General features: G+C 33.5%; 17 protein-coding genes and 1 pseudogene. 6 read left to right on the forward strand and 12 right to left on the reverse strand.

Annotation, left to right across the window (positions count from 1 at the left end):
- Positions 1-264: 264 nt before the first annotated feature.
- From NE544_RS01945 to NE544_RS01965, 5 genes are read right to left on the reverse strand one after another with little or no spacing between them, the layout of a single operon-like run.
- Complete coding sequence (locus NE544_RS01945) at positions 265-1,239, reverse strand: zinc dependent phospholipase C family protein (protein WP_256268130.1); 975 nt, start codon at positions 1,237-1,239, stop codon at positions 265-267.
- On the reverse strand, positions 1,232-2,701 hold the full coding sequence (locus NE544_RS01950) for a DUF2779 domain-containing protein (RefSeq protein WP_256268131.1): 1,470 nt from the start codon (positions 2,699-2,701) through the stop codon (positions 1,232-1,234). Before NE544_RS01950 ends, NE544_RS01945 begins: the two co-directional genes overlap by 8 nt.
- A 33-nt stretch (positions 2,702-2,734) precedes the next feature.
- On the reverse strand, positions 2,735-3,694 hold the full coding sequence (locus tag NE544_RS01955) for a YafY family protein (RefSeq protein ID WP_154556349.1): 960 nt from the start codon (positions 3,692-3,694) through the stop codon (positions 2,735-2,737).
- Between the two features lie 14 nt (positions 3,695-3,708).
- Entirely contained in the window at positions 3,709-4,047 is a 339-nt protein-coding gene (locus NE544_RS01960) for an ankyrin repeat domain-containing protein (RefSeq protein WP_117924810.1), read from the reverse strand.
- A gap of 60 nt (positions 4,048-4,107) precedes the next feature.
- On the reverse strand, positions 4,108-5,265 hold the full coding sequence (locus NE544_RS01965; RefSeq protein ID WP_256268132.1) for an AI-2E family transporter: 1,158 nt from the start codon (positions 5,263-5,265) through the stop codon (positions 4,108-4,110).
- 132 nt (positions 5,266-5,397) lie between these two features.
- On the opposite strand from NE544_RS01965, the gene NE544_RS01970 reads away from it, so the two are divergent.
- The 4 genes from NE544_RS01970 (at position 5,398) to NE544_RS01985 (ending at position 11,886) form a co-directional block, all read left to right on the forward strand.
- Complete coding sequence (locus tag NE544_RS01970) at positions 5,398-7,011, forward strand: CTP synthase (protein WP_227992576.1); 1,614 nt, start codon at positions 5,398-5,400, stop codon at positions 7,009-7,011.
- Positions 7,012-7,375: 364 nt separating this feature from the next.
- Positions 7,376-9,463 carry a glutamine synthetase III gene (locus tag NE544_RS01975; RefSeq protein WP_256268133.1) on the forward strand — a complete coding sequence of 696 codons (2,088 nt, stop codon included), beginning with the start codon at positions 7,376-7,378 and terminating at the stop codon, positions 9,461-9,463.
- A gap of 96 nt (positions 9,464-9,559) precedes the next feature.
- Positions 9,560-10,720, forward strand: coding sequence for an amidohydrolase family protein (locus NE544_RS01980; protein ID WP_256268134.1), 1,161 nt, complete (start codon positions 9,560-9,562; stop codon positions 10,718-10,720).
- Positions 10,717-11,886: an amidohydrolase family protein gene (locus NE544_RS01985; protein ID WP_256268135.1), complete on the forward strand. Its 1,170-nt coding sequence runs from the start codon at positions 10,717-10,719 to the stop codon at positions 11,884-11,886. Before NE544_RS01980 ends, NE544_RS01985 begins: the two co-directional genes overlap by 4 nt.
- Before the next feature lie 46 nt (positions 11,887-11,932).
- On the opposite strand, the gene NE544_RS01990 is transcribed toward NE544_RS01985, so the two are convergent.
- Positions 11,933-12,856 (reverse strand): hypothetical protein, encoded by a 924-nt coding sequence (locus NE544_RS01990; protein WP_256268136.1) that lies wholly within the window; start codon positions 12,854-12,856, stop codon positions 11,933-11,935.
- A 10-nt stretch (positions 12,857-12,866) separates the two neighbouring features.
- Complete coding sequence (locus tag NE544_RS01995; RefSeq protein WP_256268137.1) at positions 12,867-14,381, reverse strand: hypothetical protein; 1,515 nt, start codon at positions 14,379-14,381, stop codon at positions 12,867-12,869.
- A 185-nt stretch (positions 14,382-14,566) separates the two neighbouring features.
- Here NE544_RS01995 and NE544_RS02000 point away from each other — a divergent pair, with 185 nt between their 5' ends.
- A complete protein-coding gene (locus NE544_RS02000) occupies positions 14,567-15,730 on the forward strand; it encodes a hypothetical protein (protein ID WP_256268138.1) in 1,164 nt (387 codons plus the stop codon).
- 5 nt (positions 15,731-15,735) lie between these two features.
- Complete coding sequence (locus NE544_RS02005; RefSeq protein WP_256268139.1) at positions 15,736-16,623, forward strand: tetratricopeptide repeat protein; 888 nt, start codon at positions 15,736-15,738, stop codon at positions 16,621-16,623.
- A 165-nt stretch (positions 16,624-16,788) separates the two neighbouring features.
- Here NE544_RS02005 and NE544_RS02010 read toward each other — a convergent pair whose 3' ends face one another.
- From NE544_RS02010 to NE544_RS02030, 5 genes and pseudogenes are all read right to left on the reverse strand, one after another.
- Complete coding sequence (locus NE544_RS02010) at positions 16,789-18,054, reverse strand: HAMP domain-containing sensor histidine kinase (protein WP_256268140.1); 1,266 nt, start codon at positions 18,052-18,054, stop codon at positions 16,789-16,791.
- A pseudogene (locus tag NE544_RS02015) lies at positions 18,051-18,335 on the reverse strand (winged helix-turn-helix domain-containing protein); the annotation flags it as partial. The gene NE544_RS02010 and the pseudogene NE544_RS02015, both read right to left, overlap by 4 nt.
- A gap of 260 nt (positions 18,336-18,595) precedes the next feature.
- A complete protein-coding gene (locus tag NE544_RS02020; RefSeq protein WP_256268141.1) occupies positions 18,596-18,919 on the reverse strand; it encodes a hypothetical protein in 324 nt (107 codons plus the stop codon).
- 120 nt (positions 18,920-19,039) lie between these two features.
- Positions 19,040-20,905, reverse strand: a complete 1,866-nt coding sequence (locus tag NE544_RS02025) for a DUF2075 domain-containing protein (protein ID WP_256268142.1) — start codon at positions 20,903-20,905, stop codon at positions 19,040-19,042.
- A gap of 82 nt (positions 20,906-20,987) precedes the next feature.
- Positions 20,988-22,133 (reverse strand): hypothetical protein, encoded by a 1,146-nt coding sequence (locus NE544_RS02030; protein ID WP_256268143.1) that lies wholly within the window; start codon positions 22,131-22,133, stop codon positions 20,988-20,990.
- Positions 22,134-22,189: the final 56 nt, after the last annotated feature.

A 22,189-nucleotide genomic window follows, 5' to 3' on the forward strand; every position in this document is an offset into this window, starting at 1 on the left:
TAATCAAATATCGAGTGTTGCACCATTTTTTACTATTCAGCCTCTAAAGTCAGGTTTTATATCACGCAAAAAAATTGTCAAGAAAAAGAAAAAAAGCACCGAAGTGCTTTCTCTCATCGAAAGGATCGATAAAGTAATTTCTTATGTGTTTTAAGGAAGGATATATACACACAAGATGGATATTGAGTCGAAAGGTGAGCCATACTTTCTTTCTCTTACCACCCTTATAATACGCCTAATCGCAAAACTTGTAAACCCTTCCAGTTACTTTTCGTAAATTAAATCAAAATTTATCATTTCCTTATGATCATTTGTACCCAAATTATAGTTTCGATCTTTAATTAAATTTAATAAATCATCATCTAAATCAGGATTCTCACATGCCGCTAAGAATAAGCGAATTGCCTCCATCGCAAGAAGCTGGGCTTTATCGTATAAGTCGAAGAAACTTTCTGTTGAAACCAACGTATCATCACTTGGATGTACCCAACGAGTATGTAATAAATTCATCACATCATATGGATCATCTGGCTCATTCGGTACGATATATCCAGACAATGAATTGTAGGCTTTGGTGAAAGTCTCTAATGTTTGAAGTGCCTTTAGCTTATCTCCAGAAGCATCATAGAATAAGGATTCAATAAAGTGCCAATCCTTCAAGCTTTCCATGATTTGATGAGGCTTGATTTCAAAACCTAGAATCTGACGGATTGCAGGCACATAGATACGTGCAATGGCACGAGCTTCTTCTTTCGATGCATCACTGATTTCATAGAATTTAAAATCTTCAATCGTACATTCTTTTTTCACTTTCAACATGATCGCATCCATCAACGATTCAAAACGATGGTGATACCACGCACTCTTGCCTTTGCAAGTTCCCGTGCGATAAAACACATATGGATGGCTTGTCGCATCTAATGCCCAGTGACATAAATGCCCACAAACATAAGTGATCATATCTTTTTTTATTTCTTCATCCGCTTCATTGCGAATGGAAATCAAAGCTTTTTGATAAAATTCATTCACATGACCCGCATGAAACATATTTCCTGAAACACGTAAATCACTCTTTTTAAAGAAATCTTTTGGATTCATACCATGAAAGAATAAAAAGTCAGGTCCATTCGAACCAATTTCCAATAAGTGAAGTCTAGGTTCAAATAAATCATGCGTATTTTCATCCACCTTATCAAAGATTTCCTGTGCAAATAAAGTATGAGTAATAATATTAGGCATCTTTTTCTACCTCCTTGATCAAGCCATGATATACAACATATTCTGCATAAGTATCCATCTGACAATATGTTGAAATGGCTTCTTTTACTTCTTTTTTCTCTTTTTCGTCCTTCTCATCATATGTACGATACGCAAATACAGCATTTAAACCATTTTGAATATCCAAATCATGATAAGAAACATCTTTTGAGAATACAGGCAATATACTCTTCAATGAATAATGACCACGCATTTTTGAATTGTAGTAGAGTCCTGCCTCAAATGGTTTTGATAAATCCACCATTCTTGAACAAATCGACTCTAATTCTTCCCTATATTCTTCAAATTGACTCGCTAATTGTTTCAATCTCAGCTTTTCAGCTCCCTCCATATTATAAACAAGAATCGTTCCCGTTTTAGGAAGGTCTTTGATCAATTGTTCAACAAAATGACGACGGCAATCTTTGGATTCAAAGAAGTTATAATGGGTTAAATTTCCATCCGAAGTTTCTACATGAAGACTATATTGAAAACACAGTACGTCAAAAGGCTTCATATTCTTATAGGGTGGTATGGCAAAGGTATCCCATTCAAAATCCAAATACGAAATTGGATATTTGATTTGTTTCATCCACACCTGTAAAGCGGCACGATCCATAAATGGTTTTTGCGTTTTACTAGCCATATATTGCGCATATTGAAGACGGAATCCTTCAATTTGATTCAATGGCAACTCATGAATATGACGAATACCACGTTCATACGCATCCAGCTTATGTTGATTGGTTGTAAAGAATAAAATCGAGTCGTCTGGTTCATTAGATTCATCAAAACATACAGAATAGTAGTTGCACCTTCTTAAAGCTGTACATTGTTTTGTGCGTACTGGCATAACACTTGGTCGATTTAAAATTTCTTTTGTTCTTTCAATCCAACCATCCAAATCCACATCCACTTCATCCATACATTCGGCAATTGTTTTAGACAAATGGTTGCGCTTATTGAATAGCTTATCGCTGATACATAAGAGTTCATTTAAATCCAACGCATCCTGACGAACATATTCTTTGTTTAAATAGACAATGCGATTTTCAACCACACGAACATCACAATGTGCCAAAATAATTTGATTGACCTTCATGACCAACGCTTCATTTTCTTTGGGATATGCACTCAAATGTGGGTACACGGCCATATATCCATTCTCTAATTTTTTAAGATACGGAATCTTTGTACGACACTCCTTATATTCAAAGCGTGCAAAGCATACAACTTCGTTTTCTTCTAATAATTTTAAAGATTGTTCGTTTGAATCCATGGAATGACCTAAGCCACATTCATTCGCATTTAAATAATTTCGCCATAGATCGGAAAATGGACAATCCATTTTATAAAAACTTTCCTGGTGAAGTGAATTGTGGGCGCTGTTCCAACAAAAACAGTCACATTTCATTTCACGCATTAAATCTGATACATGTAACATAAAAAATTCACCATATCTATTGTACTTCAATTTTTAATTCTTTTCATCCCTATACGCATTTAATATTTTTTGAACACGAGACAAATAAGCAATTTTTACATCTTCAGGATTTAAAATCTCCATTTGATCACTCATAGAAAACAAGGACTGATACAAGTTTGACATGTCGTCTGTATAGAATTCAAAGTCTGTGTACGCTTCTTGTTTATTAATGGCTTGTAGTTTATTGCCCCAATATTTTTCTTTAAATAAGCGAAGCCCATTATTTTCATGGTAGACTCTCACTTTCACAAGTTTTAAATCTAAAGGAATCAAAGAATGTTCTCCGATGTAGTTGCTTAAATGAAAGTGATTGTCACGAATAAAGTGTCTCGATGAAATTTCACATGAAAACATACGTTGCGAACTAAAACGGTACATGCGATAGTCTTTTCTTAATAAAGAAAAACCAATTAAATAATACGACTTATGGTAGTGAATGATTTCATAGGGTTCAACCTCAAATTGTTTAGGGGCTTCATCCTGTAAAGACTGGTACGACAAAAGAACGCAAAGACCATGGTTCATGGCTTGTTGCGTCTTATCAATCATGTGGGAGATCTTTTCGTCTAATTCCATAGAATTGGACATATAGTGTAAGGAATCGTTGGATGAAATCTTGCTTGTCGAAATAATCTTATCCATCGCATCACAATATAGCGGAAGGGGTTTAAAGTCTTTTTGTGTACGCATAAACTTATAGGATTGCACCAAAGCATCCTTTTGTTCGTCACTAAAAATAGTGACAGGAAGATCGTATTCATCATTTAAGATGTATCCTCCATAACGTCCCTTTACTTCTTCTACATTATATCCAGCTAGTACAAGCTCTTTTTTAAATTCACGAATGTTACGTGGATTAACTTCAAGTTCTGTCGCAAGCTGTGTTGTGTTCATTTTCCCTCTTGCCTTTAATAGTTGTAACATGCGAATGCATAGATTTGTTCGATTCATTTTTTTATCTCCTTTTAGTGCGTGCTGCAAAATCTTTGGGGATAGTAGCCAAAGCCTTTTTTTGGTTCAAAATGTTTAGGAACAATACCACGAAATACCAGTGGACGTATCATTTGACCAATCCCTCTTTCAAGCGCAAAGCCTAAAGCTTCTTGTTTCTGAATGGCTCCGGCATCAATTAAAATATTTACAATTTCTTCATTTCCAATGCTGATGGCATGCATCAAGATAGGATATCCATTAAATACCCAACTTGGACTTGCTCCAAGTTCTAGGCAGTTTTCTACTCCTTGTACATCTTCTTTCCATACAGCATCTAATAAATCCATAGCTAATCTTTTTTCTGCGTTCATATTGTACCCTTCTTTCTATACTCAAAGGATACATCTTATATAGACATCATTTATGTCAAATTAATCGGATACTTCTTTCACTTTTTGAAGTCTAGTTAACACATCTTCGCTTACCAGCTGATAGATGCACGAACAAATTGGAATAAAAATGATGATTCCAATAATACCTGCTACATTGGCTCCAATGGTGATGGCCACAATGATATACATAGGTGGAAAGCCTACAGACTTACCAACTACGTGCGGATAGATAAAGTTTCCTTCAACTTGTTGAATACAGATAAACATAATAATGAATGTAAATCCTTGTACAGGAGATGTTATCGCAATAAAGAAAGTACATAATAGAGCGGCAACCAAGGCGCCAAACATTGGCACAAGAGCTCCAATACCTACGACTAGACCTATTAAAAATGCATATGGAATCTTCATGATCAAAGATCCTGCAGTAACTAAACTGGCTAAAATCAAGCATTCCAAACAAGTTCCGCCTACATAACTTGTAAAAATACGAATGATCAGCTTTAATACGTGGCGTGTTTTTTCATAATCCTTTTCTGGAAGATAGGCCTTTAATAAAGATTTTGTTTCACGAACCACTTGTTTTTTATTAAACAACAATAGAAACGAGAATACGATTGCGATAAAGGCTTGCGCAAACCAAGAAAATGTAGTGGATAAAATCATAAAAATGGATCCAAATATATCATTGGCTCCTCCAGAAACAAGCCAGGAACTGATTTTTTTACTCACATTATCAATCGCAAATGTACTAAAGGCATTGATATCTAAGTGTTGTAAAAAGTTGTGCACTACATCTACATGTTTTGTGATATCTAAAAGCCATATGTAGAATTCATAAATCATCTGTGGGAAGTTTGACATCAACAATTGAATCGAAAATAGAATCTTAGGTATGACAATACCGACAAAGGCGGCAAATACGGCAAGCACAATGAAGATGGCTAAAATGTTGGATAGGACTCTTTTAATTTTTGTATCTTTTATATCAAACCATTTAATTAAATAGCGCATGAGATTGTTCGATATAATGTTAAACACAAAGGCAAGCCCTGCACCAAATAAAAATGGCAGACACATGGCCCCAATCCATGCCAAAAAACCAATGATTTTTTCAAAATAATAGATAACCATACCAATTAATAAGGTAAAAATAATGAGTCTTTGGTACATTTTTTCTTTTTCATGTAGGTCCATCAAAACCACCTCAAATCGAATTTATTATACTATCTTTTACATTTAAAATCATTTTTTTAAATTTTTTATTTACATCTTTTTTTCATAGGTGTAAAATTCACGAGTTAAAAGAAAAAAGTAGAGGTGAAACAAATGAGTACAAAGTACATTTTCGTAACAGGAGGTGTTGTTTCTGGCCTGGGTAAAGGTATCAGTGCAGCCAGTCTTGGCCGCCTTTTAAAGTCCCGTGGCTACAAGGTAACAAGTCAAAAGCTCGATCCCTATATCAATGTGGATCCCGGAACAATGTCTCCTTTTCAACATGGTGAAGTATATGTCACAGATGATGGATTAGAAGCCGACCTGGATCTAGGTCATTATGAGCGTTTTATTGATGAAAACCTCCATACGTATTCCAACCTTACCACTGGACGTGTCTATTGGAATGTCATTAATAAAGAGCGTGATGGAAAATATCTTGGTGAAACCGTTCAAGTTATTCCTCATATTACCAATGAAATCAAGAGTTTCGTAATTCGTGCAGGAGAACATGCGGCTGCCGATGTCGTAATTACCGAGATTGGTGGTACGACTGGCGATATTGAAAGCTTGCCATTTCTAGAATCTATTCGTCAGGTTGCCTTAGAGGTTGGTCGTAAAAACTGTCTGTTCATCCATGTCACTTACATCCCTTATATTTCGGGTTCACAGGAATATAAATCAAAACCAACTCAACATTCCGTAAAAGAATTACAATCTTATGGCATCAATCCAGATATCATTGTAGCGCGTTGTGATGAAACGATTCCTCAGTCTGTATTAGACAAAATTTCATTATTCTGTAATGTTGAAAAACGTTGTGTCATCCAAAACAAGACACTTCCTTCTCTATATGAAGTACCATTTATGTTAGAAGAACAAAATCTTGCAGATATTGTCTGTGAAAAGACAGGCCTTGAAATACGTAAGCCAGATTTAAGTGAATGGCAACAAGTTGTCGATAACATTAAAGCAAGCACCAAACCTGTAAATATTGCCTTAGTTGGTAAATACGTTGCCTTACACGATGCCTATTTATCTGTCAGTGAAGCCTTGTATCATGGTGGTTTTGAAAATCATGCCAAAGTCAATATTCAATGGATTGATTCGGAAGGCTTAGAAAATGCCAACTTAGATGAAGTCTTTAAAGATACAGATGGAATCATCTTGCCAGGTGGTTTTGGCGATCGTGGTATTGAAGGTATGATCAGTGTAGCCACTTACGCAAGACAAAAACAAATTCCTTATTTAGGTATCTGTTTAGGTATGCAGATTGCAGCCATTGCCTTTGCCCGCAGTGCATTAGGTTTAAAGGATGCCAACTCTTTTGAATTTGATCCACAAAGTAAACATACAATCATTGATTTCATGGAAGATCAAAGTAATGATATTCGTAAAGGCGGAACCATGCGTTTAGGATCTTATCCATGTTCATTAAGAGCTGATACAAATATTTGGTCTTGCTACAAAAAAGATATGATTGATGAAAGACATCGTCATCGTTATGAATTCAACAATGAATATCGTTCTGAATTTGAACGTAACGATATGATGATTGTCGGAACAAGTCCGGATAAACAATTGGTTGAAGCTATTGAGTATAAGAATCACCCATTCTACATTGGTGTACAATATCATCCTGAATTTAAATCTAGGCCAAACCGTCCACACCCATTATTTGTGGGTTTAGTTAAGGCCAGTCTAGAAAACAGAGAAAGTCACAAATAGTGACTTTTCTTTTTTATATATACTTTTTAATTTTATGGACAAACATATTTAATACGGAAACCAAAAACTTTTTATCCATTGAACTAGAAAGACAAAGTATCATAGCTTTAATCTGTTTTTCTGCAGCATCCACTCTATTTGTTTAAAACTCAGTGTTAGCCTCTTTGCAGTCTTCGCAAAAACATACTTAAAGGCAAAATCATTTAATAAATTGGCGTATCTCATACGCACCTCTTTTCTAGTAGGAGTTTTCCTACATACTTATATACGAAAAAAATTAGAGTTTTTTTGAAAAAAAGAAAATTTTCTCAAAACATTTGTGAAAATAATGATATTATATACGCGACAGGAGGATACTAGAAAAATGAAAATTGTCGATGAATATTTTGGATGTGACGTATTCAGTACATCTGCTATGCAAAGATACTTGCCTCATGCCGTCTACAAACAAATGATGGATGTGATGGAAAAAGGAAAGGAACTTCCTAAAGAAATCGCAGATGTCGTCGCAAACGCCATGAAAGACTGGGCTATGGATAAGGGTGCAACTCACTATACGCACTGGTTCCAACCAATGACAGGTATTACGGCTGAAAAGCATGATGCGTTTATCAATCCAACAGGGCCAACATCTGTTATTTCAGATTTTAGAGGAAAAGAATTAATCAAAGGTGAACCTGATGCCTCAAGTTTTCCAAGTGGAGGATTGCGTGCCACATTCGAAGCCAGAGGATATACCGCATGGGATCCAACTTCTCTAGCTTTTGTCAAAGAAAAGACTTTATATATTCCAACTTTATTCTGTTCTTACGATGGTAGTGCTTTGGATAAGAAAACACCGTTATTAAGAAGTAATGATACCTTAAACAAAGCTGCTGTTCGTTTATTGAACATTATGGGTTACAACATTCATAAAATCAAAACAACGGTTGGTCCAGAACAAGAATATTTCTTGATTGATGAAGAAATGTTCAAAGAACGTCTAGACTTATTAGTAACAGGAAGAACATTATTTGGTGCGGCTCCCGTAAAAGGCCAAGAATTAGATGATCACTACTTTGGTAGTTTGTCTGAACGAGTAAAAGCTTATATGGAAGAAGTCGATGAAGAACTTTGGAAATTAGGTGTTTATGCCAAGACCGAACACAAAGAAGTAGCTCCATGTCAGTTTGAATTGGCGCCTGTATTTACATCAACAAATATTGCGAATGACCAAAACCAATTGACTATGGAAGTTCTACAAAAAGTAGCTTCTCATCATGGATTGGTATGCTTACTACATGAAAAACCATTTGATGGTGTCAATGGTAGTGGTAAACACAACAACTGGTCTTTCTGTACAGAAGAAGGAGAAAACATTTTAGAACCTGGTGATTCTCCAAAAGACAATATTCGTTTCTTAACCGTTCTAGCTGCCATCATCAAAGGTGTAGACGAATACCAGGATTTATTAAGAATCTCTGTTGCCAGTGCAGGAAATGACCACCGTTTAGGTGCAGATGAAGCTCCACCCGCTATTATCTCTATCTATTTAGGTGAAGAATTAACAGCCATTCTTGAAGCCATTGAAGCTGGAAATGAATATGTAGATACAATCGATCGTAAATTGGAACTTGGTGTTTCTACCCTTCCTCCAATCGCAAAAGATTCTACAGACCGTAACCGTACTTCTCCATTCGCATTTACAGGTAATAAATTCGAATTCAGAATGCTTGGATCCAACTTAAACATTTCTTGTCCAAACACTATTTTAAATACAATCGTAGCCGAAGAATTAACACAGTTTGCGGATGAATTGGAATGTGTTAAACAAGAAGATATGACAAAAGCCTTAATCGCGTTGATTCAAAAGACATTAAAGAATCATAAGCGTATCATTTTCTCTGGAAATGGATATTCCGATGAATGGAAAAAGGAAGCACAAAAACGTGGTTTATTAGAGCTTAAGACAACAGCGGATGCACTTCCTCACTATACAGATCCAAAGAACCTACAATTATTTGAAAAACACAATGTATATTCAGCTAGTGAATTGCATGCTCGTGAAAGTATCCTACTCACAAACTACTACCAAGTGGTTCAAATTGAAGCTAAGACAATGGCTTATATGTTAAGAAAACAAATCTTACCTGCTATCTTTAGTTATGAAGCTAAATTGGCTCAAATCATTCAAACAAAGAAATCAAGTGGAATTGATGCTCCATTAGAAGTTAAAATCTTAAAAAACATCAATACGCCTTTAGAATTAGTATCCAATCACTTAGATACATTAGAAGTTTTGATCAACAAAGAAACCACAACAGAAAAACAAGCGGCTCGTTTTGCGGCCGATGAATTACTTCCATTGATGGAAACGATTCGCCAATTGACGGATGTGATTGAAACCAATGTTTCTAAAGAAGACTGGCCTTTACCAGACTATAACGACATTTTATTTAAATCTATGTTGTAGGGAATCCAAGGATTCCCTCTTTTTTACATTTATTTTCTGAAACCACTTGCATATTTCTCTTTCAAGGTTCATAATCACTTAAAAAGGAGTTTTATTATGAGTAAATTAGTCGTACACGCAAAAATAATGATTGATGGTGTGAGTGATACACCAAAGAAAGATCAATTGATTTCAATTGAAGATGGAAAAATTGTTTCCATTGAAGAATATCATGAAACAAATGAAGAAGTCATTCATGCCAACGTCGTTACCCCTGGCTTTTTTAACTGCCACGTTCACATTATGGAACCGGTCGGCTTTGGGACCGATAAAAAATTTAGTTTGATGGAAAAAGCATTCTATACGCAAAAACACTGTGAAGACTATCTGTATTCAGGAGTTACTTTTATCCGTGTTTTAGGTACTGCCAACGATTATGATATGCAGATTCGTGACTGTATCGATTCTGGACTCATTCAAGGACCACATATGTTGTGTGCTGGAAGATGCATCTGTATGACAGGCGGTCATGGTTGGCAAGATGGAATCGAAGCCGATGGCAAGGATGAATGTCGAAAAGCAGCTCGTACCCTTCTTAAAGAAGGTGTCGATATAATTAAAATCATGGCTACAGGTGGAGTTATGACCAAAGGGGTTGAGCCAGGAAGTGCTCAATTAACACAAGAAGAAATGGCTGTCATTATTGAAGAAGCCCATAAAGCTGGAAGAAAAACAGCTACCCATGCCCAAGGAACACAAGGCATCAAAAATGCTCTATATGCCGGTATTGATTCAATCGAACACGGAATCTTCTTAGATCAAGAATGCTTGGATTTTATGAAAGAACACGGTACTTATTTAGTTCCTACTTTAGTTGCTCCTCAATGTATTGTAGAAAATGGTATTGAAGCAGGTATTGCTGACTACATGGTCAAAAAAGCCATTTATGTAAAGGATGCACACGTCAAAAGTTTTAAAGCGGCCTATGCCCAAGGATTAAAGATTGCCCTAGGTACAGATGGTGGTACCCCATTCAACTACCACAACAACACTGCCTATGAAATGGAATTAATGGAAAAATACGGTGTAGATCGTATGGACATTTTAAAAATTGCGACTCACAATTCAGCCGATTGTTTAGGTGTTTTAGATGAATATGGAACTTTAGAAGTCGGTAAACATGCCGATCTAGTTTGTCTTGCAGAAAATCCATTGGATGATATTTCAAATGTTCGTAAAATTGATAAAGTCATCAAGGATGGAGTGATTGTTAAGTGACAAAACTCTATATTCATGCCCAAACATTAATTGATGGCATAAGTGATGCTCCAAAAAAAGATCAGTTAATCATTATTGAAGATGACAAAATTATTCAAATTGAAGAGTATCATGAAATAAATGAAGATGTCATTCATGAAAATGTGGTTACTCCAGGATTCTTTAATTGTCACGTCCATATTATGTATCCAGTTGGTTTTGGCGCAAATAAAGAATTTACCTTGATGGAAAAAGCTTTCTATGCCCAAAAACACTGCAAAGAATATCTAGAATCCGGCGTTACTTTTATTCGTGTTGTGGGTACGGAAGAAAACTATGACCTTCAAATTAAAGAAGCTATTGAAAATCATGTGATTGAAGGACCTCATATGTATTGTGCCGGTAAAGTCATTTGCATGACAGGTGGTCATGGATGGCAAGAAGGCATTGAAGCCGATGGAAAAGATGCATGTTTAAAAGCCGTTCGTACTCAGCTAAGAAGCGGCGTAGACTTAATTAAAATAATGGCGACAGGCGGTGTTATGACCAAAGGGGTTGAGCCTGGCAATGCTCAGTTTACTGTAGATGAAATGAAGGTCATGATTGAAGAAGCCCATAAAGCAGGAAGAAAAACGGCTACGCATGCCCAAGGCTTGCAGGGTATTAAAAACGCCTTATATGCAGGTATTGACTCTATAGAACATGGTTGTTTTTTAGATGATGAATGTCTTGAACGTATGAAAGAACAAAGCACATTCTTAGTTCCTACCCTTTGTGCTCCCCAATGCATTATCGATAAGGGTGTAGAAAATGGTGTAGCCCAATATATGGTGGATAAGACATTAAAAGTCAAGGATGCCCATGTTGAAAGTGTTAAGAAAGCTTATGAAAAAGGGATTCCGATTGCATTAGGTACAGATGCAGGAACGCCATTTAATTACCATTCAAATACAGCTTATGAAATGGAACTTTTGGCTCGACTTGATATTTCAAACATGGATATCTTAAAGATGGCCACGATCAATTCCGCCAGATGTGTTGGAGTTGAAAAGGACTATGGTTCGATTGAAGTTGGTAAACAGGCGGATTTAGTTTGTCTAAATGAAAATCCATTAGAAAACATTTCAAACGTAAGAAAAATTAATAGAGTCATTCAATCAGGTAAGATTGTGGTAAACAACAATTAAAACTATTAGAAAAAGGTAGAAATCAAGTTTTAAGATTTCTACCTTTTCATTTTGACGGATAACGCTGCAGTGTCATGCCTGTTAAATATGGCATCGGCATTTTATATATAGCTTTTTCGAATAATTCTTTTGTTTTCGGATCGAATTGTTCTAATTTTGGAAAAAACGGAATCAAACGTTCGGTCATACGACATGATTCAATACATTCAAGAATGCGTTGCATTTTTAGAAAATCAAATGCATCTTCACTCTTTTTAAAATGATCAAATAACGCATGAACATCTGGATCCGTATCATCATACCCATTATAGAAAATAGACATATAGCTTTCTGGTTTTAAAAACACAGGAGCCATCAATTCGTAATCTAGACGCGTATTTGCGATCACATCCATATATGGAATTGAATCATAATATAATATAGCTTCTCCATAAGTATCATCTGGCATCAAATAATCAAATGTATAGTATGTCCAGAAATTAAACAATGGATTGGTTTCCAAATTTCTAAGATCCAAGCCATACTTTTGTGCTTGCCTTTGAACAACCATGGGATCAATAACTCCACAACTGCGAATAAATCCAATTAAACAAAGTAAAGGTTCATCTTGTTTTTCTTTTTGATCAAAATCCACAAATTTTAAAGCTTCTATAACACTTTCCTTCAGCTCATCTGGAATTTCATTTTCAAATAATAAATATTTTCGATAAAGCGCCACTTTTTCAAATGGCATACTATGAACATCCACTTCTTTATAATTGTTTTCAACAATTCGTTTTAAAAGTTTTAGTTCTTTTACTGTACAAACATCTACAATATTTTCTGGTGTATATTGTTGAATAATTAGCTCAACAATTTGTTTACGAGTAATTTTTTCATAAAACACATCATCCGGAAAACAAATCCGAAAAAAATGATTGTACACAGATTCTTTTGGATAATGATTGATTTCTTGTATTAATGAGCTCATAATACTCCTTTTAATTCATATTTTTTGGCAACAACGAATAAATCTTTTGTCCGTAACTATAATCTTCAAATGCCTTTGAAACGAGTTCCTGGCTAAGCTGCATATCGGCCGTTGAAATAAAACCATCATAGATGATCATCCCATTAAATGGCATAATAGCGGTTTGAATCAACATAGGCGTTTTTTCTGCCGGAATAAATTTATCTAAGTTTTCATTTAAACCCTTGACCATATAGTTGATTCCTTCATCATTTAATACCGTATAGTTCTTTTCATAGACAGCCAATAAAAAGTTTTTGCGCATGCCATATTTAAAATCTTTTATAATATTCAAATTACGATATGTTAGATTTAAAGGATTCTTTTGAACATAGTCATCAATAAAACGATCTTTTTCTTTCCAGAACACCTCAATGAGATTGACCAATTCATCGGGTTCAATATAATTATTGGGATCAATTTTCTTATTTGGGATAATTTGTTCCAAAGCATTCACATAATCTAAGACGCTAAAGTATAACTTATAGAATAGGCGTGTATCTTTTTGATCTAAATAAGCATACGTTTGTTTCTCATTTAGAGCACGAAGCTTATCATTAAAAGATACATGCTCATGTGCTTCTTTATAGCCTTTCATACTAAGCCCATAATAATTTGGTAATGAAATTTGTACAACAGCTTTGCGATAGCGCTTTGTCAAAGAATCGGAGAATCCATTAAAGAATGGAATTAAATCGATCTTTTCTTCATTCACAGTACCACGAAGCAAATTGTTGAACAATTCATCTTTAAACTTTGTGATGTCCTGCACTTCTTTTTTAACAGCCGTAAAGAATTTTTTAATATCTGGATTTGTCGCATCAAAACCATGATAAAAAATAGAAATGTAGCTGTCTCGATCTAAGAATTTTGGTTCGAATCTTTCGCGTTCAACACGACAATTGCGAATGTTATACAATAGATCTTTATAATCCCAATATACATATTCATTGGCTAAACTATGATCAATTAATTCATAATCTTCTTTTAAATACGCCCAGAAATTGAAGAGTTCCCCCTCAATAATGGCTTTATAATCGTATGCACAAGCACTACATACGGCTTGAATCAAAGATGGTTCAATGATGCCAAAAGCACGTATAATTCCAAGAATGACCAGGCTTGGTTCATCTTTTTCTGCCTTATAATCTAAATCAATATCTTTAACAGCTAATTTGACATTCTTTTTGAATTCTTCAGGTAATTCTTTATCAAAATATAAAAACTTAGAGCTTAATGCATGTTTTTCAAAACGATAACGATCGTCTTCTAAGTCTTGGTTGCGTAATAATCTTCTTAATGCCTTTAATTCCCATGTTGTGCAAATAGAAACTAAATACTCAGGGGTATAAGTTTCAATCATGCGTTCTAACATTTCTTTTCTTGTCATGGAATCATAGTCCCAATAATCGTTTTGACATGTTCTTTTATAACAATCAAAAACCTTTTCTTTACTATAACGATTTGCGTTTTCCAATAATCGCACCAAAAAAACTCCTCCTTTATATATCTTCAAAGGGATTCATCGCACCCTTTTTTCAATCCAATGAGAAGCCAAAACGAATGCTTTGGCAATATTTTTATTTCTCCTTAAGATTGTTATAATTATTATAGTATGATATCGAAAAAATTTGAACCTATGTGTTAGAATTATACCTAAGAGGAAGAAGTATGCGAATCATAGAATTTCTTAAACGATTATTTCATCGTGAAAAACCAATTGAAATCAAACAAAAGAAATATTTAAATCCACCAAAAAAGATGAAACAAAAGAAGGATTTAAATCCGCCAAAAAAGATGAAACAAACGTATGTCGCAAAATCTACCAATTATTTGGATGAACAATACGAATTATTTCAAACCATTCAGCCTGGATATCTTGTCTTTTGTCGTATGCCCGTTTGCGAAGACAATTTAGTGGATATCAATCACCCCCATCGTATTCGACCCTATTTGATCATCAAAAAAGATAAAGACTATTTATATGGGTATGCCGGAAGCACAAAGAAAAAGAATCCAAAGATTCAATATACTTTAAAAGATGGACATAAAGATAAGGAAACTGGTGCTTTTAGCGATTCCTATCTATATTTAAACAATGTGTATCGAATTCCCATCCAGAATATCAAAGGAATTTTAAAACAAGTCTCAAGCAAAGATTTGATTCAAATCCAAAGAAAGATTCAATTATTGAAAAATAGTGATGTACATCATATTGATTTATTTGAAAACATTGAATTTACATTTGAAATAGGAGATATAGTGGAATATAATACTTCCCTTTACTTTTTATCAAAAATTCAAGGCGATAAAATATATGGATATGTGTGTTCAAATACAAATGGTGATATCGAATTAAAAGGTTTAAATCTATTCATCAATACAGATATAGAAAGAAAAATCGAGCCGAATCCACATAGTTTAAAATATATTTTTAACACGAATGTGAATCGTTATGTGAATAAACAGTTAAAGAAAGAAAACAAAGAAGTGTTGAAACTAAAAGAAGATGTTTACGTTTCTAGAAATGTACAATACTACAATTATTATCCACTAGGAACCATATTAAGGGATATCAACACAGATGAAGAAATTGTATATTTATTTAATTATCGCAAGCGCCCCTATTGTGCAAGGCTAGAAGAAATGTATAATGATAATTATTCAATTTGGCAATATTCTCCAAAATATTATTGTGTGGAGGATGAATTAACTGAAAATGGTATGAAAGAGATGTTGGAGGGTTTCTTAAGCAAGAAATCACGGAATAAAGAGATCAACAAACCTTTTATTCCAATTTTTGAAATCGAATATAAGAAAATAAAGAAGGTTTAGATAGTATGGCATTCACAATCGAAAGTGCAAAACAAGTTCTAGATGATTATTATGATTTGGTGCATCCCCAATACGAAGATGATATCCAATTTATAAATGCCCTAGAATTTTTAATTCAAGAAACAAACAATCCAGAATATATGGTGGAACTGGGTGGCTGGTATTATGGACAAAAACAGTTTGATCTTGCGGAAGACTATTATTTAATGGCCGCTAAATTAAACTATGTTGATGCCTATGAATGTTTAGGCTACATTTACTATTATGGACGCGTGGGACAACCCGATTATGAGAAGGCCTTTCACTACTATAAACTTGCGAGTGATCAAGGAAATATTGTGGCAGCCTATAAATTGGCGGATATGTATAAGAATGGCTATTATGTACAAAAAGATTATCCCAAGTATGTACAAATCATTAAGAGTTTATATCCTTTACTACAAGGAGCAACGAATACGTTTGATCCTGTTCCCGAAGTCTATTCTAGGCTTGCAAAGATCTATGTAGAAGAAGGCAACGAAGATCAAGCCATTCAATTATTATTGATTGCGAAGGAATTCCAGTCGCAAAGATTGATCTATTCGGACTTCTTTGGTGATCTAACAATCATTAAACATATCGTACTCGACTTATATTCTTTGATTCAATTTGATTCGGACTATATGGATCTATTTGACTTATATTATGTTCTACAAAAGCCTTGTAAACTCGCCTTAGAAATCAATGGAGAAGATTATATTATCGAAGCCAAATACGAGGATGATTTATTCTATATATCGATGGATGATAAAAACTATGAAGATGTCGATCAATTCTTTCAAAATGCCATGATCCATGATGAGCCATTATATAGTCAATATGTAAATGTGAACTATCTAGAAATGTTAGACTAAAAAAAGTGGTAATTACTCAAACAAAATGAGTTTTACCACTTTATTTTTTTTTGAGAGATTGAAGCAGTAATTATTTTAATATCTCATACATAATTAGTATGTTTTCACCTCTAACTTACATTTTATGTTAGTATAAGGTGAAATCCAACAAATTTAAAAGAGCTGTTACTTCAATTTAATCTTGAAGATAAATTTTTCTCCTTCAATCGTTTCATATTTCATTTTATAGTTATCTAATAGATTACGAACAATATATAAACCTAGACCATTTCCTTTAGGTTGGGTTGAATCTTGTTTGTTTTGAATAAAGAAATAGCCTTGTTCGATTCCAATTTGAATCATACCCTTTTCATGCGTATAATTGATCGCATTACTAATAAGATTAGACAAAATGATATTTAGAGCTGTCTTGCCAATATACATTGTTTCATCTTTTACATCATTTTGAATTCTTAATTCCTTTTGGTGAATCAATACATCATATTTTTCAAGTACACTAGACAAGATATCTTTGATTTGAACCACTTCTTCATCGTCTTTTAGATTTTCTATGGAATATACCGATAAAATTTGTTGGATATTCTTTGTTAAATGATCGACTAAATCAATACAGTCATCAATATAAACATCTCTATTTTTATATTTTCCCACATTGTATTTCATATTTTCTAAGATAATTTTAAGACTTGCCAAAGGCGTTTTTAATTCGTGGCTGGCCCCTTTAAAGAAATCGTATTTTATTTTCTCTAATCTTAGAATCTCTTTATTTTTAAATTCAAGATTGGAAATCGAATCAAGAAGTGTTTCATACAAATCATTGATTTGCGCCTTCAACTGCCCAATTTCATCACTCGAATCAATTTCTAGACGAGCCTTCTTTTCTAATGCCATCATTTGATCGGTTACACTTTTGATTTCAACTACATGATTTTTAATGGATTTGGCATACACCAAAGAGACAATGGCTGAAAAGCATAGGGATATAATTAAGGAGTAAGGAAGAAATTGTAGACTTAGATTTTTAGCTTGGCTTTGCATGTCAGCTGTTGAAACAAATTGAAGCCTAATTTCTACACCAGTATCCAGCTTTAATTGTCTTTCTTCAATAATCAAAGAGTTATTAGAACTCTTTAAGTCGACATTTAAATCTTTCTTGATTTCAACTTCATTCGATGTAGTATTCTTTTTAATAAACGCTTTGATTTCATTGGTGTTGGAATAGAAATCTAAAGCTTGTTCAATATAGTCTTCAGATTTGCCATTTAAGTTTTCCGTAATTTCATTGGCCTTAGTATAAATTTCTTCTTTTCTTACATCCAAATAGGTTCTAGGAAAAATCAAATATACAAAGAGATGGATAAACAAGACAATAATTGCGATGATGCTGAATGTTTGTATGCATATTTTAGGAAATATCTTTAATTTTTTCATGCTTTCTCCAATTTGTAGCCCACATTACGAATGGTGGTAATACAATCTAAACCTAGTTTCTTACGTAATTCTTTAATATATACATCAATAACACGATCATAAGGAATGTCTTCACTTTCCTTCCAAACATGATCTAGAATTTGTGCTCTAGATAATGCGATACCTGCATGATCTAAAAGGTATTTTAATATTTCTAGTTCTTTGGCATTGATATCAATCGTTTTACCATCTATTTTGGCCGTGTAGCTTTTGAAATTCACACAAACATTTTTATATTCAAAATATTAAGTTTATTTTGATATAATCGCTCTGCTTCCCTATACCCATTTAATTGGCCTTTTCTATATTGTCGTACTTTCTTTGATGAAATCATATCTAACAATGATATATTTTTAGGAAATGCTGTAAAACCTTCTAAATCATTTGGAGTGCATTGTTTAATTTTAACAACCCTCTTTATTTCATCCCTTTGAGTTTTTTGAGCTCTTTAACTATATTTCTTTAATTTTCTATTTTTTTCATATTCATCTTTTGTAGAAATTTAAAATTTTTTCATAACTTTCCGCAGCCAAATTATATCCTTCTTTTTTCCTTGAGCATATGGATCTGTTGTTAAAAGCATTTCAATATTCTCAAAAAATCTTTCAAATCTTTCTGCTTTATAGTCTAAATACAATCCTATTCCATCTTGACATAAATCAACTGCTTCTTCTGCAATTTCTTTACTTAAATCAACTATTTCACTACCAAATTTTTTTGCTGTATCTTTAGCATCTTCTGTATAAAAACTAATTGCTCCTGAATGATATGTAATTTCAGAATATACTTCAGTTTTTATATTTATGAGTAAATCACGTAATCCCATAGATTAGTTCTCCTTCTTTGTTAGATTAGCTTTACGAATACATTCAATTTTCCATTTTTAAATTATTTTGTAATGGACTCTTTTCTTTAACTATTTAATTATCGCATCTTTATTGGTTGTTTATTTACTAATTCTTTGCTTCATATAGTCTCTTAGATTTTTATCTGTACAATACACATAACAACCTTTCATGCCACGTGTCATTAATGTTCTATATGTATTTTTTATAATTTCATCCGCTCTATTTAAAGCTTCTTCTTTATTTTCTTTATATAATTTTTTTAAGCCCTTTATAGACTGATCTGTTGATGCTCTTTTTGTAAAGTCAGTAATAATCTTCCCGTTTTCATAACGCATATCATCACCAATAATCACACCAACATAATCAAACTCCAACCCTTGTGTAGTATGAATACATCCTGCTTCATGAACTGAATTTTCACTTATCGCAAAAGCTTGACCATTTTCCAAATTCCAACTAATACTAAAATCACCAATCTTAATATCATGATAAGTTGTATCTTTTCTGTATTTTGAAGGCCATTGCCAACAATAGCCAGCTAATAGTCTTGATTTATTATTTACCTTATTCTTTTCAATAACTAAATCCAAAACTTCTTGAGGATCATCTAATATTCTTATATCATAATCCATTCCTTCTAAATTAAAATTAGCGGTTTCTCTAATTTGTAAAACATCATCAATCCATGCTAAATAGCCATTAGAACCATTACATCTAAACTGTGATAACAACTTCATTTCATAAACTTCTGAATTTTCTTCATTGGCCCATTTCTTTATCTCATCAACAGAACCAATATCCTTCATGGTCACACGTTGACTTTCATCAATAAAGAATACTGAGCACAAAGACGAGTGAATTATCTCTTTAATCTGATTTTCACCTAAATTAGAAAACATACCTGATTTTTCATTTAATCTGTGTGCTTCATCTACCAACAACGTATTAATGGCATTATTTCCTACGTCAGTAAAAGAACCAGATCCTTTAAACATGTTATCTACACTACTTTTTCGAATGGTCCCCTTTAATTTTGATGCATATACCTGTCTAGGAGCACTATTTTTTGATACGTATTGTACAAATTGGTCTCTTTGAGTTAATTCAGACAATAACCGAATCGCAATAACACTCTTACCTGTACCAGGACCGCCTTCACAAATTATAGTTCGTTTCTTTTTATCTTTTTGGCATTGCTCAGTAAGCTGAATTACTTCTTCGTAAACAACTCTTTGTTCATCAATCATAATGAATTCAGGATTTCCCTTAATCATTGAAGCAATCGCATTCTGTAAACTTTTTGATGGCTTGATTTTTCCATGATCAATTAAATAAAGAATTTCTTTATTATCACCATACTTAACAGTTTTTTTTATAAACTCTCTTAAATCAAAAACTTGACCTCTAGTAAATGCAGGTGCTTCTGAAGTAAATTCTAAATACTGGTCATCATCTAAAGGATCGTTATCTTTTCTAACATAATTGTGAAGGTACGAGCATGGTGATAGTACAATATCATCCTTTTGAACCGAAGTATTATAGTCTGATATTAACTGTGCATATGACCAAGCCTGATATGAAGGATGAACCACATTTCTATTCGCATGACCTGTAAAAGTATTAACTAAAGCAGTATTATCAACCTTTTCAAGTTTTTGCCACTGCTTTAATTCAATAATAACCATACCTGGCTTATTCTGTTCGTCATACCCTGAAATCATAAAGTCAACACGCTTGGCAGTTTGAGGAATATTGTACTCAATCGCGACACCAGCATTTTCAGGAATAGTATCATCATTTAGTACTTTATACATATATTCCATTGAATTCATCCACGATTCAAATTCACTGTGAGGTGTATGCCTACCCATTTTTTCTAGTATTGTACTCTCAATCTCTTCTGCAATGGTATCCATCTCAACACTATTTAAAAAATCCTTTTTTAATCCTTCATAAACTAACATAAAAACAACCCTTTTCTGATACTTGAATAAATTATACACCCATTTAGTTACTATGTAATCTAACCAACTAAAAAGTAACAGATTATGTGTACTTTAATGCCTCATGATACTCTTCTACACTACTATAGTCACAAGGATCAACATTTTTATGTTCATTATTTGGATCAAATTTATTCTTCCAAGCCTTTCTTAAATTGATCTGATGCTTATACTGAATAAGATTATCATAATTCGATGCATCAATTTTAGAATACTTGCCTTCTGCATCACATTCTTTGATCCAATTCAGTCGATCATGAAGTTCAACCAAATAATCATCAATCGTAGTGAATTTATTAAACTTAAAACCATTGAATTGATGTTTGGGATCATATGTCTCTTGCCAATCTAGTACTAGTGCATTTCTGTAATCTTCTTCATGATCATAATCCGATACATCAACATTTGTTTTAAAGCTTGGATCATACTTATCTTGCCAACAAGACCTTAACGCATCTAAATACCCTTCTTCATACTCATAATCACTTGGATCTAGCTTATATGCATTATTCTTATCATACTTATTCATCCAATTGTTCTTATTATCAATTGCTTTACCATAAGCATCCTCATGTATGTAATTACTTGGATCTATGGAACTAAATTCATTAAAATAATCATACTTTTGCTTCCATAACTTTCTTAATTCATCCACATATTCTTCTTCATCATCAAATTGACTTGGATCTATATTATATTCATCATTTGAATCATGCTCGTCCTTCCACTCTCGACACTCATCTATTCGATCCGTATACTCATTTACATCATCAATTAATTCTAAATCAATATATTCAAACTCATCATAAGGATCATACTCTTTTTTCCATGCCCTTTTTAAAGCCTTAACATAATGTTCTTCATACTCAAAATCACATGGATTCACATCAAACTCACTATCACAATCCCATTCATCACGCCACTCCAATCTTGTTCTATACACATCGACATCATAAGCATAATCCTCATAATTTGAATATTTAGATACATCTACATACCCTTCAAGTTCATATTCAGGATCCTCATATTCTTGCCACTTCTCTTTTAGTACATTTACATATTCTTTACAAGTTGAATAATCATATTGATTTACATTAAACTGATTCTTAGAATTATATTTCTCAGCCCATCCATCCTGCCGCAACATTTTACCAATCGCAAACCCCAATATTCTTTTTCTACTAATCATAATCCTAAATTCCATTTATTCAATTATACACAAAAAAGCCGCCATATTATAGGCGA

It is taken from the genome of Holdemanella sp. MSK.7.32 (assembly GCF_024460475.1).
Taxonomy (GTDB): domain Bacteria; phylum Bacillota_I; class Bacilli_A; order Erysipelotrichales; family Erysipelotrichaceae; genus Holdemanella.